The 15,330-nt window shown below is 45.3% G+C and carries 13 protein-coding genes; 3 read left to right on the top strand and 10 right to left on the bottom strand.

The features are described 5' to 3' along the window. The 4 genes from A1sIIA65_RS00320 to A1sIIA65_RS00305 are packed head-to-tail and all read right to left on the bottom strand — an operon-like array spanning position 1 to position 2,404. Entirely contained in the window at positions 1-765 is a 765-nt protein-coding gene (locus A1sIIA65_RS00320; protein WP_095675633.1) for an aldose epimerase family protein, read from the bottom strand. Next, positions 765-1,673 (bottom strand): carbohydrate kinase family protein, encoded by a 909-nt coding sequence (locus A1sIIA65_RS00315; RefSeq protein WP_095675632.1) that lies wholly within the window; start codon positions 1,671-1,673, stop codon positions 765-767. The genes A1sIIA65_RS00320 and A1sIIA65_RS00315 overlap by 1 nt, the downstream gene beginning before the upstream one ends. Then, the gene (locus tag A1sIIA65_RS00310; protein WP_095675631.1) at positions 1,670-2,158 is read right to left on the bottom strand and encodes a heme-degrading domain-containing protein; all 489 of its coding nucleotides are present in this window, start codon (positions 2,156-2,158) and stop codon (positions 1,670-1,672) included. The genes A1sIIA65_RS00315 and A1sIIA65_RS00310 overlap by 4 nt, the downstream gene beginning before the upstream one ends. An 18-nt stretch (positions 2,159-2,176) precedes the next feature. After that, on the bottom strand, positions 2,177-2,404 hold the full coding sequence (locus tag A1sIIA65_RS00305) for a hypothetical protein (protein ID WP_095675630.1): 228 nt from the start codon (positions 2,402-2,404) through the stop codon (positions 2,177-2,179). A 104-nt stretch (positions 2,405-2,508) separates the two neighbouring features. Between A1sIIA65_RS00305 and A1sIIA65_RS00300 the strand changes: the two genes are divergently transcribed. Continuing rightward, the gene (locus tag A1sIIA65_RS00300) at positions 2,509-3,459 is read left to right on the top strand and encodes an NAD-dependent epimerase/dehydratase family protein (protein ID WP_095675629.1); all 951 of its coding nucleotides are present in this window, start codon (positions 2,509-2,511) and stop codon (positions 3,457-3,459) included. Here A1sIIA65_RS00300 and A1sIIA65_RS00295 read toward each other — a convergent pair. The 5 genes from A1sIIA65_RS00295 to A1sIIA65_RS00275 form a co-directional block, all read right to left on the bottom strand. Then, entirely contained in the window at positions 3,456-4,661 is a 1,206-nt protein-coding gene (locus tag A1sIIA65_RS00295; protein ID WP_095675628.1) for a nucleotide sugar dehydrogenase, read from the bottom strand. The two genes, A1sIIA65_RS00300 and A1sIIA65_RS00295, sit on opposite strands and share 4 nt — an antisense overlap. Further along, positions 4,658-6,352 carry an O-antigen ligase family protein gene (locus tag A1sIIA65_RS00290; protein WP_095675627.1) on the bottom strand — a complete coding sequence of 565 codons (1,695 nt, stop codon included), beginning with the start codon at positions 6,350-6,352 and terminating at the stop codon, positions 4,658-4,660. The genes A1sIIA65_RS00295 and A1sIIA65_RS00290 overlap by 4 nt, the downstream gene beginning before the upstream one ends. Positions 6,353-6,442: 90 nt before the next feature. Next, positions 6,443-8,389 carry a hypothetical protein gene (locus A1sIIA65_RS00285; RefSeq protein WP_095675626.1) on the bottom strand — a complete coding sequence of 649 codons (1,947 nt, stop codon included), beginning with the start codon at positions 8,387-8,389 and terminating at the stop codon, positions 6,443-6,445. 141 nt (positions 8,390-8,530) lie between these two features. Beyond that, positions 8,531-9,847: an RNA polymerase sigma factor gene (locus A1sIIA65_RS00280; protein ID WP_095675625.1), complete on the bottom strand. Its 1,317-nt coding sequence runs from the start codon at positions 9,845-9,847 to the stop codon at positions 8,531-8,533. Positions 9,848-10,083: 236 nt separating this feature from the next. Next, positions 10,084-11,922 (bottom strand): ABC transporter ATP-binding protein, encoded by a 1,839-nt coding sequence (locus A1sIIA65_RS00275; RefSeq protein WP_190277125.1) that lies wholly within the window; start codon positions 11,920-11,922, stop codon positions 10,084-10,086. Between the two features lie 57 nt (positions 11,923-11,979). Between A1sIIA65_RS00275 and A1sIIA65_RS00270 the strand changes: the two genes are divergently transcribed. Both A1sIIA65_RS00270 and A1sIIA65_RS00265 read left to right on the top strand, forming a co-directional pair. After that, on the top strand, positions 11,980-13,092 hold the full coding sequence (locus A1sIIA65_RS00270; RefSeq protein ID WP_095675623.1) for a glycosyltransferase family 4 protein: 1,113 nt from the start codon (positions 11,980-11,982) through the stop codon (positions 13,090-13,092). After that, entirely contained in the window at positions 13,089-14,234 is a 1,146-nt protein-coding gene (locus A1sIIA65_RS00265; protein WP_095675622.1) for a glycosyltransferase, read from the top strand. The genes A1sIIA65_RS00270 and A1sIIA65_RS00265 overlap by 4 nt, the downstream gene beginning before the upstream one ends. Here A1sIIA65_RS00265 and A1sIIA65_RS00260 read toward each other — a convergent pair. Next, positions 14,231-15,232 carry an NAD-dependent epimerase/dehydratase family protein gene (locus tag A1sIIA65_RS00260; protein ID WP_190277124.1) on the bottom strand — a complete coding sequence of 334 codons (1,002 nt, stop codon included), beginning with the start codon at positions 15,230-15,232 and terminating at the stop codon, positions 14,231-14,233. The two genes, A1sIIA65_RS00265 and A1sIIA65_RS00260, sit on opposite strands and share 4 nt — an antisense overlap. Between the last annotated feature and the right edge of the window lie 98 nt (positions 15,233-15,330).

Raw genomic sequence — 15,330 nt, 5'->3', positions numbered from 1 at the left:
TTAGCCTTCAGAGAAAACAAAGAGGGCTTCAATGTAGTTCTCACCACTAATGCCTAAATTAGCCGCATCAGGAGGTGCGGTCTGTGGCTCAATACAAACTCCATCTGGGTCTTCGTTATAGACAACCCACCATGGCGCATCAGATTCAATATCAATACGTGCAACATCTTCCCAAATAACCGATGGTGTTCCACGAACTTGCGTAAATGCATCATCCCAAGGCTCTGGCGTTGGTGAAATGAGTTCACCCGTAGGCAATCCATCAGAGCCACGCTTTAACATCTTTGCTGCGCTAAATTCGATTTCAGCTGCTCCGCCTCGTTCTAGATCACGAGCAAACCATGGATGCATTCCAAGCCAAACAGGAATATCGCAACCATTATCGTCATATTCAAGAGACCAGCGAATTGCATCATCTAAGACTTCAATCGTCTGTTCAACTGTTGCGCCCATATATGGCTTTGGTAAATGCAGTAAAGAACGCCCTGGACCAATCGCTTGCCAAGAGGAGGAGAAACCAAATCCATGAATTGCATTCGGTGGGTCAATGTTCGTGGGGAGTTGATGTTCAACACCTGAACTAGATGTAATCAATCCATCACGAATACGCCCAGCCCACGGAGCCATTGGGTACCAACCGTTAGAAAGAACGTTGCCGCGGAATGGAACAGTAAATTCCATCTCACGCCATTTAACAGATGTGATCTTTCCACCGCCATCGAGATCGATTGCGACCTGGAACTCTGCATCATCAATAAATTGCATCAAACACCCTTCAACTCATGCTTGTAAGGAGGTTGAGCTCCCTTACGAGAACATGTAATCCCTGCAGCAACTGCCGCGCGATGCAGAGTTGCCTTCAATACTTCATCGGTCAAGTTTAAGATTCCCTTTTCAATCATCGCTTCAACAATGATCGCACCCACCGTATCTCCTGCTCCAACAGTATCTGCAACCTCAATCTTCACACCCGGTACTTCCACAGAACCGCTTGCTGTTACTCCAAGTAGTCCATTGATGCCGCGAGTAATCACAACGAGTGCAGCACCATCGTTAATCCAGCGCTGTGCAACACTTTCAACACTCTCACCTGGATATAACCACTCCACATCATCATCACTTACTTTAATCACTGATGAAATTGCAACCCACTTCTCCACAGATGCTTGATACCTATCTCGATCTCCCATCACTGATGGTCGAATATTGGGGTCATAGACAATGGGTGCAAACTCAGCCACACGAATAGCCCAGTCATAGAGAACTTCTGCCCCTGGCTCAATAACAGTGACCAGGGTGCCTATATGGAGCACCTGTGGCTTATAGCGAGAAGGATCTGGCAACCAATCTAATGAGAAATCAAAAGTTGCTGTGCCATTAATGTTAAAAACATAGGAACCACTTCCATCGGCAGCAAGAGTTACTTCAGCTGTGCAGGTTGGCTTATCGCTCTTTAAAGCAAGATCTAACTTCACTTCATCATCGAGCAGCTCTTTACGAGACATCTGCCCGTACTGATCACTGGAAATTCCATCAATGAATTGCACATCATGACCCAAGCGCGCCAGCGCTTTGGCAGTATTTGCAGGCCCTCCACCCACATGCGGAACTCTCACACCATCAGCGCCAGGAATTAAATCAATCAGCACCTCACCACACACCCAGATGCTCACTGCTGTTCTCCCTTACGTGCCAAATATTCAGTAATGACTTCAACTCCAAGTAAGTGATCTTCCACTTGTGGCAAGCCACTAATAATCAAAATACCTGTCAATCCTAATCCCACAACGTTAAGTGCAAGACCGCCTCCGTGGATGGCATATAGCTCTTCTTCCACGCCTTTGCTCACATGCCAATTAATTCCTTGCTCTTCAGCAATCACTCGCTCATGCATTGTCGAACGCCCCGTTAAATTCACAACGCGAGCTTTGCGACCAATCCACCAATCATTTTCTGGTGATGATCCCGGCAACGATGCATGAAAGACAATCCAATCTTTCATCCGAACTTCAACAGCAATCGGGAGCTTGCGCTCTAAACCAATCGCCTGTGCAATCGCACCGATTTCAAGTGCCTCTGCTTGCGTCAAAGATGACAACTGCAAAGCCTTGGCCTCAAGAGCCAAACCTTCACTTGTAAACCCACCGGTTGTAACCACTCGCCTATCTTGCCGTACTCAATACCCCTTATTGGAACCATAGGACCAGGCAGTACCATCATGGCGATTGATTGTCCAAAAAGAGTATCCAGCAAGCTCTGCTCGCCCAATCCACTTCTGCGCATCTACCCCATCAACCATCAACGCTGTTGCCAGCGTCAGCCCTAAGCCAATCCCCAAGAACCACGAAGCCCAGTCGACCCCAGCTGATGAGTACTTCTTATACGTGGCCCCAGTACTTTTCATACTCAAACCTTCTCCTACTTTCCTGAGAACCACCTGCATGAAACCCGAGCCACCCCCAGTAACACAAGTCTGGACAAACCAACATAAAAGATAGACTCACACCCATGCGCGCTTTCATCACCGGTGGTGCCGGTTTCATCGGCTCACACCTTACCGATGCCCTCATCGCCCGTGGCGATAGCGTCACAATCCTCGACAACCTTTCCACCGGCTCGAAAAAGAACATCACTCATCTCGAAGGCAAGATCAGCATCCACGAAGGCGACATTCGCGATAAAGATCTCGTCGACAAGTTAGTCGCTGAATCCGACATCGTCTTCCATATGGCTGCAGCCCTTGGCGTTAAGAACATCATGGAGCACACCATCGAATCCATTGATCGCAATTTCACAGGCTCTGAAGTGGTTCTCAATGCAGCTACAAAGCATGACAAGCGTCTTCTCATCGCATCTACCTCAGAGATTTATGGCAAGAATCCAAATCAACCTCTTCACGAAGAATCAGATCGTGTAGTCGGCGCACCTCAAAAAATACGCTGGACCTACTCTGATGCAAAGGCCCTGGAAGAAGCCGTCGCACACACGCTTCACAAGACACACGGCCTCAAAGTCACCACAGTTCGATTCTTCAACACCGTCGGCCCGCGCCAAACCGGCCAATACGGAATGGTTGTTCCTCGCTTTGTTCAAGCAGCCCTGAAGAACGAGGACATCACAATTTATGACGATGGCAGCCAATCCCGCGTCTTCTGCCACGTGGAAGATGCCGTTCGGGCAGTACTTACACTCATGGACTCTGACTCAACAATTGGCGACTACTTCAATGTGGGTGGAGTTGGTGAAGTAACAATCAAACAGCTCGCCGAAAAAGTCATATATCAAACACACTCAAATTCAGGTATTAAGTTTATCCCATATTCGGATGCCTACCCTGCGGGATTTGAAGATATGCAACGCCGAGTCCCTGATGTTTCAAAGATCAAAAAAGCTGTTGGCTGGTCACCAACACATACTCTGGATTCAATTATCGACAGCGTTGCAAAGAGTTTCGCTTAAAGCCCCTTAGTTCCAGCAATTTTTCCAGTCGTATCGAAGACGTACGGTGCACTTGCCAAGATATCGCTCTCCTTGACGTCATCGTGTTTGGTTACTACAAGAGCAATATCTGCTCCCGACAACGGCGATGACTTCTCGCCATCCCAACTTCCGACAACGTCATCGTGCCAAGAAACAACTGCGCCTCGTACTCGCAAGTGCTCAATGACAACCTTCGCTGCTGTTTCTCGCACATCAGCGACGTTTGGCTTGTAGGCAACTCCGACAACAAGAACACTCTTACCTAAAAGTGATCCACCGTTATCGGCTTGAACTCGATCAACCACATACTTCGACATCTCTAAGTTGACTTCATTTGCTCGGCGAATGAAGGTTGCAGGAGCCCCATGTTCCTCAGCTACAGCCGCCAAGTAGGTTGGGTCCACTGGGATGCAGTGCCCACCTACTCCGGCACTTGGTGTGAACTTCATAAATCCATACGGTTTTGTATTCGCTGCGTCTAAAGTCTCATAGACACTTATCCCGAGTGAATGCGCAATCTGAGCAAATTCGTTAACAAGTGCAATGTTCACCTGGCGGAATGAGTTTTCAAATAGCTTAGCCGCCTCGGCAACCTCGGGGGAAGAAACCTCAACTAGCTCGTCACAGAACCTAGAATAAAAAGTATAAGTCTTGGCAGAAGCTTCAGGAGTTAGTCCTGCATAAAGACGCGGGGTGTTCTTTTGATTAAAGTCTCCGCGGCCTGGATCTACTCGCTCTGGTGAAATTGCATACAAATGCTCAATTGGGCTTTTTGAATACTTTTCGATGGCAGGCTTAATGTAGTTTCGGAGAGTCCCGGGAAAAGAAGTAGACTCATTGATAACTAGTACGGACTTCTTCACGTTTTCACCAATAGTTTTACATGCAGCATCGATAAAAGTTAAATCTGGTTTACGATCTTTAGTTAGCGGTGTAGGTACGGCAATCACGACCAAATCTGCATCAGCAATGTCGCTTCCCATACTAGTTGCGCGATAGCGCCCAGCCTTGATCCAATTCTGCAAGGTAGGGCTTGCTACACCTTCAATATGAGAGATACCCCGATTCAGCTGATCCACGATTTTTGAATTGTTATCAAAACCTAAAACCTCGTAGAACTCACCGGCAAATACTGAAATGGTTAAGCCAACATAACCCTGCCCTATAATTGCAATTTTCATTTAGATTCAGAGATAATTCTTGGGTTTTTCGGATCGAGCTTTTTCATATTACTCAATGCAATCTGTAGTTCCTCTGGTGTTGTGCTTCGGATTAAGGTAAAAAGGCGCCATGATTCATAACTGTGTGGATTGAAATTTACTGCTTCCACTGCATATTTATGAGCCAAGTTGGGTAGGTTGCTCTCCTCAAACGCACCAACAATTTGAAGGTATTTGAAGGTACCCAGTGGGTTGAAATAACTGGGGACTAAGACCGCTTCGATTTTCGCCGCATCCATTGATACTTGTGCGCTACGCCATTTAACATCTGCCGAAAAGGGTGGAACTGCAATGAGTGCTCCCAAAACAAGGGCTACGCCTGCACGCAAATTCGGAGAGATGACCTCTGCGCTTGTTGATCTAATTGTTTTAGATTTAGTTAATTCTGGGCTGCTGTCTACTCGCTTAATCCGTTCATACGAAACGATCGCTGCTCCAAGTACCCAGCCCCAGACTGCTAATCCAATTTGATTAATGCTAATTACTGACTGCAGCTGAAAACACAGCCAGGCTCCAATAAGGCTGACAAAGACATAATCGAACGCTTGGCTTCTCAAGGTGTGCCTGATGATTGACTGAAGAACGATCCCCATTATAGCTAAGTAAGAAATGAGTAGAGGAAGTCCCCCAAAAGCAAATATGTCAATTACTACATTGTGCGCTGCATTGCTTACTGTTTCTGGTCCAGGCTTAACTAGAGCTGACGCCCTGCGAGACAATCGATACCAATCACCATATGAATCAAAGCCGACCCCTGAAAATAGATGAGTCTTTGCCATGTTCAGTCCTGCATTCCAGTACTCCCCACGTAGCGAGACTGAATCTTTATAAATAATCTTTGCAAGTGGACCAATTTGCAGAGCCCCAAGTAATCCTGCAACGCCACCCAGAGTGCACATGGCCGAGTAAATTACTGCAGGAATTTGGCTTTTAAATCTGGATCTGATGAAGAAGAAGCCATTGATTGCTAGACCGACGACTAATAGAACACGACCTTGGATGGCATTGGACTTCACAATCTCAAAGATTGTAACTCCAAGAGTCGTTGTAATCAAAAGAAATATTTTTGGATTCTTAAAGTTAGCAATAGCCAAAGTAATCAACACAGAGGAAAACATGCCTAGAAATGCGCCTATGAAATTAGGATTACCCAGAGTACCCAGGATATTTCCGTAGGGATTTGTCCATCCTACGAAATCTCCAAAAGCAAGTACCCATCCGCAATAAATGATGTTTACTGCACCCGCTACCACAAGGGAATAAACTACGTTTTTCGAAGTTGAAATTTTCCCTGCTGAGAGAGTTGCGATGAAAATGAGAAGCAAAAATAGGTAAAGTAGAAAACCATTATTTCGTCCATATACGCCGTAGAGTTGTTGTGTTATTGGAGAATCACTTTGAATGATTGAATTTATTGAAGCAAGCAAGAATCCAAAAAGCGTCAATATGAGGAATTTGTGTTCTGCCCAAATGAAGCGATAAGACTTTACAGTTAGTATTGCAATTGCTGAACAAGAGACTATTCCTAGTGCAAGTAATTTGTTTACATTGACTGGGTCAGTAACCCCCGAAGTAAAAACCAAGATAGTTACAAGTGCAGGTCCCACTAATAGCAGCTTTGAAAGTAATGATTCAGATTCCTTGTTGAGCATGTGCGTATCTTATCTTTAGAAAGGCCGAATCCCGGCTCCCCCGAAGGGGAACCGGGATTCGGTTCTGATCTTTTCAGTTAAAGGGGCTACTTAAGCCTTGACCTTCTTCTGGATCTTGATGACTAGGTTAGTCAATGATGTGATCTGAGCCTTGAGGCTTGCGACCAACTTAGCAACAGTTGCTGAAAGTGCTGCAACTGCATCTGATGCATCCTGAGCTGCAGCTGTTGCTGCATCTGCTGCATCTGCTGCTGCAAGTGCTGCATCTGTAGCTGCGTTAGCTGCATCTGTAGCTTCGTTAGCTGCATCTGTAGCTGCATCTGCTGAAGGATTTGTAACTTCTGCTGAAGCTGTAACTGTTACCTGACCAGCAAGAGCAAGGCTTGTGCCGCCCTTAGCTGTGAGAGTAACTGTTCCAGTTGTCTGTGGCATAGTCACGATGTATGTAACAGTTCCCGCTGTTGCGAGGTTGTTTACATCTGATGAGCTATTTGCGCCCTTGACTGTTCCAGAAACGCTTGTCAAAACGTTTGAGCTCACTGCTGTGAGACCCATGTTTGACGAGATAGCGCCTGTAGCGAAGAGGTTTGCAAGAGTTGTCTCTGGCATTGCAAGTCCCGCTGTATCCAAGACAGTCGCACGAATAATCGCACGCTCTCCAGGAACATATGAAGACTTATCGAATGCAAGGCTTACAGAACCTGCAGTTGCAACTGAAACACGAACTGAAACTTCAGCTGAAGTAGCTGTAGCAAGTGCGACTGTTGAAGCATCGATAATCTTGAATGATGCTGTTCCTGAAGCCTTACCTGTTACTGGGCACTCGTGGCGATTGTCGGCTGCATCGAAAGTACATGCAACTGGTGTCTCAGATCCTGCAATAAGTGCAGAAGCTGCTGATGTTGCATAGATGTATGCCGCACCAGTCCAAGGGTTTCCTGCTGCATCAGCTGCTGTTACGCGAACAACATCATTTGTAGCTGTTGTGTCGATAACTGGACGCGCTACTGAAGGAGCAGCAAATGTGCTTGCAGCCTTCGCAAAGAAGTTCACAGTCTTAGCTGGGAATGTCTTTGAAGTTGTAGCAACAACGATTGAACCTGTTCCAGCTGTTCCATCTGCGCGAACAGTAAAGTCTGTAGAACCACCAGTTCCAATAACCTTAATGCTCTTTCCGCAGACAGTGCTCTGACAGATAACGCCGGCACCTGTAAGAGTTACAGTTACTGATTCAGGGGCTGCATCTCCAGCTGCCGTAAATGTTGTCACACGAATCGCTGCGTGATCAGTTGCAGCTGCAGTTGAGACCACAGACACCGCTGAATCGTTAGCAGTTGTGTAAGTTGATCCAGCGTTCATCCACGCACGGGTACGTCCTGCATCAATAGCAGTTGCACCTGTAAGCGCAACAGTTGCATCAGAAGCTGCAACTACAATGCTTACATCCTGTGTGGTTGTTACTGGGGCAGCAACAAGAGCTGAATATGACTTGATTACAGCTGTGTATGTGTATGTGCCAGCAATACGAGATGTAGCTGAGTCAAGCTGAACGGCAAACTTAGCTCCAACGTATCCTGCTGTATCAGCAATAAGGCGGAAAGCAGTAGCTCCACCAATTGGTACAGCTGCTGACTTGGTGTCAAATGCACTCAGGTACTTCTGGCCTGGGTTAGGTAGATGTACCGCTGCAACTGCAGCGTTTGTATCTACGAGAGTCTTACCGTTTGGGGTTGTTGTATCCATAAGGTATGAGTAGACAGTGCCTGTAGCTCCTGAAGGAACTGACTTCTGCAGGAAGTAAACAGTGATTGTATCCGCGCGAACTGCAGCATCAAGAAGACCAGAAACTGTAACAGTCGCTGCTGTTGTTGAATCTGAGATATTTGCCGCATCAGCTGAAAGAGTAGAGGTACCGTTGGCACCTGTTACCGTAACAGCAGTCGCAGTCGCTGATGATGGCGCAACAGAGAGAACTCCGAGGCCCAACGCAGCAACAGCTACAAGCGCGATGCGCTTGAATGTTGTCTTTGTAGACATTTGTTTCCTTTCGATAGTCGATCTACGGAATTTCCGTAGGTCGGCTTGGAATTAGTTTCCTAACTCCTCTCGATTCATCGCACGTGCTGATGAATCAAATTCTCCACCGTGTATCCGGACGCGGTGAAGAAACTTATTTAATTATGCTCCGGGTACTAATACCGCCTGAGCTAAAATTTGGGTCTTGCTCGCATTGAGCAAGAGACGAGACGTGATCGTCTTAGGTGTGCCAACAAGGTCGTAGCCGCGGTCGCCCACGGGGATTACGAACTCTGAAGTTGGGGTAGAGAGTAGGGAAATTGTAACGGTCATAAGGTACTGGCCATTGGACATACGCTCAAAATCCACGCTCGTGGCGTCAGCGTTAGCTACCGCCCAAGAGCCCTTCATTCCAAGCGCAACGTAACTAACCTCATACTTTGTGCCGTTGCCATCGACTGTGATGGTCTGATCGATCATCACGTTTGGTCCACCCCCAGATGTGATGGCCTGGGTGGCCAAAATTGTGCCTTCTTCGGTCGCAATCGGAGTATTGCGGTTTACGCGTATCTTTCCGATTGGACCATTTTCACCTGCGACGGTGAATCCTGTTGGGACGCCCTCGTTATCAAGGCCAGGCCAGTAGGCCTTTGCGCTCTTGACGTATACGCCAGAAACCATGGTTGATGACTTCTTAGCTGGCATCGAGATAGATGGAGCAGGTGACGGTGAATCTGTTGAAGCAGATCCAGCAACTGCGCCTGTTGAGTCATTTGAGTTAACTGTTGGAAGTACGCCTTCGCGTCCTGTCATTGAGTTAAAGCCAAGGAATGCTGTGACTACTAATAGTAAGGACAATGCAACTTTCGAAGACTTAGCTGCAAGCTCGGATGCCTTCTTGTAGGTAGTTGAAAGCATGTCGAGGGCTGTAAGGCCACGCTCTTGATCGATAACAAGCTCTGAAAGTACGCGGCGAAGGGATGTGCGAGCGCGCGAAACAGTGTGGCGCACTGCAGATTCTTTGATTCCAAGCTCAGCTGCGATTTCTTCTGTTGAGCGACCCTCCATCTCCCACATAACGAGCGCAGCGCGCTCGGCAGGAGAAAGTAGAGCCAAAGCCTGGCGAATTATCGCTGCGTCTTCAGCCTGAGTAAGAACTTCTGAGTGATCACCATTTACCTGCCATGCAGCCTCAACTTCAGCTTGGGCATCATCTAGAACAACAAGGTTTGGACGGCGCCCTTCAATGCGGAAGTAGTCGATGCAGAGGTTTTCAATGGTGCGGTGCAAATAAGAGAGTGCGTGTTCTTGTGATTCAAGCTCAGGGGCAGCAAGCATGAACTTAATAAGTGAGTCTTGGGTGATTTCTTCAGCTTTAGCTGAATCCTTCAATACGCGATTGGCATGCGCGAGTAGCTCTGAACGGTGCTCAGTGTAAAAAGCCCCCAGTTCAGCAACTGTCCATACGCTAAGTGCCACTGTATTGATCCTTCATTAACCGGTTATGTCCTACAGAGCCAGCCGTCGCTGCCTCTATCCCCTACTACGAATTCCAGTCTAGTTTGTAGTGGGAAGTGGACAAAACGGACATTTCATACTTACAGGAAGCTAATCTCTCTTGGGAGTACTCCGACAGGGCGCTCGAGAGCGTGTATTGCTTGGCAGATCACCTAAAGGTTGTCGGAATCCAGAGAAATGTCGACCTTCACACGGTTCTAAAGTCCCATCAATGCAGCCTGCTTCTCGAAATTTGGGACACTATTTCTTACTTCATCAAAAGTTCCCTTTGCGACAATACTTCCATTCTCCATATATACAACATCGTCCGCTTCCCGAATGGTCGATAATCTGTGTGCAATAAGAATGACCGTGACTTCTCCCTTTAATGAGAGGAGAGCGCTCGTCACATTGGACTCAGTTTCTCCATCTAGCGAGCTAGTAGCTTCATCAAGTATTAGCAACTTTGGAACTGTGAGCATGGCTCTGGCAATTCCTAATCTCTGCCTTTGACCACCACTCATTAAATTCCCTTTGTCACCCACTTTGGTATTAATGCCTCGAGGCAAAGAATCTAAGTAATCACTTAGCTGGGAGACTTTAATGGCTTGCAATATCGCTTCGTCAGTTATGGCATGCGTTGGAAAACCCATCCCAATATTCTCTGCGATTGTTCCATTCGAGATCATTACATCTTGCGGAACATACCCGATTGCTCCAGGCCACTGTGAAATCGCTTGAAGAGGCTTCTGGCTACTTAATCCAATAGTCCCTGAGCTAGGTTCGAGTATTCCAAGCATTAAGTCGACGAGAGTTGTCTTTCCAGATCCAGATGGACCAACTATTGCAACCATTCTTCCCGGTTGAATATCTAGTGTAATTTCGGAAATCGCCGCTAATTTAGAATTTGGATAAGAAAATGAAACTTTTTCGAGGGTCAGTTTTGGTACAAATCCTCGATGAGTGTATTGGATTGAGTCATCAACTTTTTCAACCGGATGGATTGACTCCAGTTCCTCAATAAGAGCCAATGCTGGCTCTGCGGATCCCATTCGTGCCTTAATATTCAATGCTGCTTGCTGCATTCGCAAAACTGCAGGTGCAATTCTGGTGCTTGCAGCCATAAAGACTGACAAAACCGCCACTGCGTGTGCAGCATCATTAAGGATGAATTGTATGGCCGAGATGCTAAGCGAACCAAGAACGAGGGTAAGTTCAATTACATATTTACTTATGTTGGGCATGAAATTACGACTTGCAGCATTGTCGGCTGCAAGCATTCGAATTTTTCCAATCTCACGTGCATAAAAGCTTCTTCTATTTCTTACAATAATTTCTCGATAGGAATTCAAGACTTCTAAAGTTTTTTCGTTATTTGCAATACTCAGTGACGCTTCTGAAATTCCTAGTTGCTTCGATTTGACTTCTAGTAAACGATAGAGCACCCAAGCTACACCTACAAAAACCAAAAGAGTACTCAGGGCAATTATTGGATCTACCAAAAAAAGTCCTGCCAGCAATATTAGTAGAAGCGATGCATCGGAAGTCATTTGGGTGGCAGAATTGAGAATCCCCATGGTAATGGAGTCGACGCCTGTATTGACTAAGTAGAGCGTTTGTTGCATTGAACGGTTTTGAAGGCTGGAAATTGGCTGTGATAGTAGTTTGGACAGCAATCGTGCAGATACTAAAGCACCTCGACGGCTAAGAAAAAAAGTTACCTTTCGCAAAAGAAACATTGAGCAAGCAGTTTTTATCACAAGTACGCTTGCAGCCATAATTCCCAAAATCAAAGCTTGTCGTTGCAAAGTTAGGTCTTGAATTCCCAAGTACTCCAAGAATGACCAAACTCTATTTCCCGGCTTGCGAGAACCAACCCCCGAAATTGCTAGCGACCCCAGAACGCCTACAAGTGCAACGCCAAGCAAATCAAGTAGACTTAGGAATATTTGAATCGCAACAACAATTAGAACTTTTATTCTCTCGCTTCGGGTTAAAACGTTTGCTGATCTTTTTATAATCATCAAGTTTGATAGGGGCTGGAATCTAGAATCCATATACATAGAATAGCCAACTTAAAGCTAGATTTGGTGCTTTTGTAGTAAGTTGGAATAATGAAACGGAAAATCTCTCTTTTCTCAGGAATATACGCTCCCGAGACTGGTGGCCCAGCAAAATTTGCGCAAACTTTTTCCGAGTTTGCTACAAGGCAAGATCAATGCATTGAGGTATTCGCATATTCGAGATTGCCGATATTTGCAAAATTGAATTCTTGTGCTGAAATTTTTTTGCTTTCGAATGAGAATTCAATTTTAAAGCGATTTCTTCAAATGACTTGGTGTATTCTTAAATCTGCGAAGTCGAATAATTCAATCTTAGTTAATGGGAGTTTCTGGGAAGTTGCAATTGCCCGCCACCTAATGAATTTCAAATACGTGGCAAAGGTTCCTGGTGACATAGTGTGGGAGCGAGCACGAAATCTAGGCAAAACTACAAAGAACATCGACAATTTTCAAAATGAACCACTTGGGCTAAGCTATAAAATTTTGAGATATTTTTTCGCTTTTTCCCTGCGCAAAGCGGAATGGGTAATCGTGCCATCCGAGCATCTCGGAGAACTTTGTAAATCTTGGGGTGTACAGAAATCTCGAATAGTTCTGATAAATAATTCTGTTTTTCTTCCTACGAAACCAGATTTCTCGAGTGAAGAAAAGAAGTTTGATTTTGTGACTGTGTGCCGATTAGTGCCTTGGAAGGGTGTTGATGAAATAATAATAAACGTTTCGGAATTAGGCGTGAAGTTATTGGTAATTGGTGACGGTCCCGAACGGGATTCTCTCCAAAAATTGTCGGATTCATTAAACGCGAACGTCACTTTTGTTGGTGAGATTCCACCCGAAGATGTACCACAGTATTTGAAAGATTGTTCAACGTTTGTGTTAAATAGTAATTTTGAGGCGACTTCTTATGCACTGATTGAAGCACAAGCCAATGGACTCCTCACAATCGCCAATGAAAGTACTGGAAGTGAACAGGTGATCACACACAATTTGACCGGCTTACTTTGCGGCGTAAAGTCTGGGATCAATTTAAACCAAGCAATGAGAATTGGATTATATAAAGACGAAAATAGTAAAGAAATGAGAGTTGCTGCAAGACTTTCAGTTGAAAGGAGTTTTAACTTAGAAATTAATTATAGGAAGATCATGGATTTGTGTATCAAATGAAGAAATCTCTTTCTCCAATGCCTGTGATGTTTCATCCGCGCCTATCCAAGATTGCAACAAGGCCATCTGACTTTCTGGAGAGAATGAATCTCTACGCTTCAAACATTTCCAACCAAATCGATGACTCAGAATTCAAACTCACTCTACTTGTTGGTCTTCACTCTGCGGATTTACCCGGTAACGTGAGCTCCAGCTACCCCCACTTGCGGGTGATTCGTGTTTCAAGTCCGACTCTTAATTTCCAATCTTTCGCGAAACGAAGCATGGCAATTCTTGATACGCTCCAAATACAGCCCAATGTATTTATTGCAGGTGATACATCATTAGGACTGTTGTCTTGTTTTCGAGCGAGGTCCATTAGCAATCTTGAGATTCCTATTCAAATTTCGATTCATGGATCATTTTTTGGCCATAGGCGCGATCCCATTTCATTTGCAAAATCATTCTTGCGAATTGCGCTGTTGAGACTTTCGCTTCCTTCGGTACAGAGCGTTCGCGTGGTTTCTCCTGAAGTTAAGCATGAAATGATTAGTTCATTTCGAGTTGACCCGAAAATAATTTTTATTGCACCGATTCCATTTTCTGTTTACCCAATATTCCACACTCGTGATTTTCAATCGATTAATATTGGAGTGATTGGCCGGCTCCATATGGAAAGAAATGTTACTGAAATTCTTGAAATTCTTGATAGTCTTCTAGGAAGCTCCAGGATTTCTACAGTTTACTTTCTTGGTTCCGGTCCATTAGAAAAGATTGTTCGAGTCTGGAAATATAAGTCCGAGCACCCTGAAAAGATCACTTTGGAAGGTTCACTCTCACATCTCGAGCTGTTAAATAGATTATCTGATGTGGACGTTGTGATTAGTGCGGCAGTAAAGGAAGGGTATGGGCTTGCAATCCGAGAGGCGCTTCTTTCCGGAGCAATCGTAGTAGCGCGAAGAAATGAAGGAACCCAAATAGTCATGGAAAGCTTTCAATCCGGCATTTACCTTTACGACACGGTCTTCGAAGCCAACGGCATGATCACAAATTTACTAACAGGAGATAGGTCGCCCGCCCAGTGCATCGAGGGACGAAAAATCCAGGAGGCAATCGATCGCGAATCAATGAAAAGAATCTGTGAGAGCTGGACAGCAAATTAGGAAACGGACTCACACCATGCGGTGAGTTTTGATTGAACATCTTGACGCTGCGCCCATTTCACTACCTCGCTCAGTCCTTCTTCTAGCGAAGTTGCGGGTGAAGTTCCTACCAGTGATTTCAAAAGTTGTGAATCCGCACAAGTCCTAATCACATCATTCGGATTAGTGGGACTTAAATTTGTTTTTACCTTTTTTGCTACTAAATTTTGTAGGGTCTCAATCATGTCCATCAGCGAATAGGGGTGACCGCCGCCAATGTTCACAACGTCAGAGTGACCTTCTTCTTCCGATGACAGTTGCACATTCAATTTCACGACTGCGTTTATTGCATCATCTACAAAAGTGAAGTCTCTCAAGACACTCCCGTTGCCGTATTGGGGAAACTCAAACCCATTTAGTAGGCTGGCAATAATTCGGAAATAGGCCATATCTGGTCTTCCCCACGGTCCATATACAGTAAAGAATCGAAGGCCACGCGTCCTGGTAGGCGATTCATGTCGACCGGATCTTGCCAGCACTTCATTTGTCAATTTAGTTGCACCATAGAAACTTAATGGGTCAGTAATTGAACCTTGCTCAGAAAACAACTGGTCGTTACTGTTTCCGTATACGCTTGATGAAGAGGCATAGAGAAAATTCGGAATTGAATTTTCTCGGACCTTAGTTAGCAAATTAGCGTATGCCGTGAGATTACTTGATATATACCTCTGGTGCTGGCTTAAAGGGACTCTTACTCCGGGTTGGGCCGCTAAATGAATTACAGAATCAAAAACGTATGAATTCAACAATTTGGTGACTTGTTCTCCATCGGCTAGATCAATTCTTGAAATATTCAGGCCCAGTGGAGAAATCAAATTAGACTCTCTCGCCCTTTTTAGATCTAGGGAGTAGTAATCTGAAAAATTATCAACAGCAACAACTTCTGCCCCTGATAACAGGAGGTTTCGAGTTAGGTGCGACCCTATAAAGCCCGCTGCACCCGTTACCAAATATCGCACGATTCTAGTCTACCCATAAGTGAGAATTCCGAGTTAAAATGGTGTCTTGTCGAGTGGATTGGTTCAATTTGAAGCACAAGCTATTGATTTTTAATTAC

The sequence above is a fragment of the Candidatus Planktophila dulcis genome (genome assembly GCF_002288225.1).
Lineage (GTDB): Bacteria > Actinomycetota > Actinomycetes > Nanopelagicales > Nanopelagicaceae > Planktophila > Planktophila dulcis.
This window is presented reverse-complemented; position numbering and strand designations above follow the sequence as displayed.

Excerpts from the sequence above, each read along its gene's own strand:
- A1sIIA65_RS00320 (WP_095675633.1), bottom strand. The coding sequence starts at position 765 with ATGCAATTTATTGATGATGCAGAGTTCCAGGTCGCAATCGATCTCGAT.
- A1sIIA65_RS00305 (WP_095675630.1), bottom strand. The coding sequence starts at position 2,404 with ATGAAAAGTACTGGGGCCACGTATAAGAAGTACTCATCAGCTGGGGTC.
- A1sIIA65_RS00300 (WP_095675629.1), top strand. The coding sequence starts at position 2,509 with ATGCGCGCTTTCATCACCGGTGGTGCCGGTTTCATCGGCTCACACCTT.
- A1sIIA65_RS00295 (WP_095675628.1), bottom strand. The coding sequence starts at position 4,661 with ATGAAAATTGCAATTATAGGGCAGGGTTATGTTGGCTTAACCATTTCA.
- A1sIIA65_RS00290 (WP_095675627.1), bottom strand. The coding sequence starts at position 6,352 with ATGCTCAACAAGGAATCTGAATCATTACTTTCAAAGCTGCTATTAGTG.
- A1sIIA65_RS00285 (WP_095675626.1), bottom strand. The coding sequence starts at position 8,389 with ATGTCTACAAAGACAACATTCAAGCGCATCGCGCTTGTAGCTGTTGCT.
- A1sIIA65_RS00275 (WP_190277125.1), bottom strand. The coding sequence starts at position 11,922 with ATGGATTCTAGATTCCAGCCCCTATCAAACTTGATGATTATAAAAAGA.
- A1sIIA65_RS00270 (WP_095675623.1), top strand. The coding sequence starts at position 11,980 with ATGAAACGGAAAATCTCTCTTTTCTCAGGAATATACGCTCCCGAGACT.
- A1sIIA65_RS00265 (WP_095675622.1), top strand. The coding sequence starts at position 13,089 with ATGAAGAAATCTCTTTCTCCAATGCCTGTGATGTTTCATCCGCGCCTA.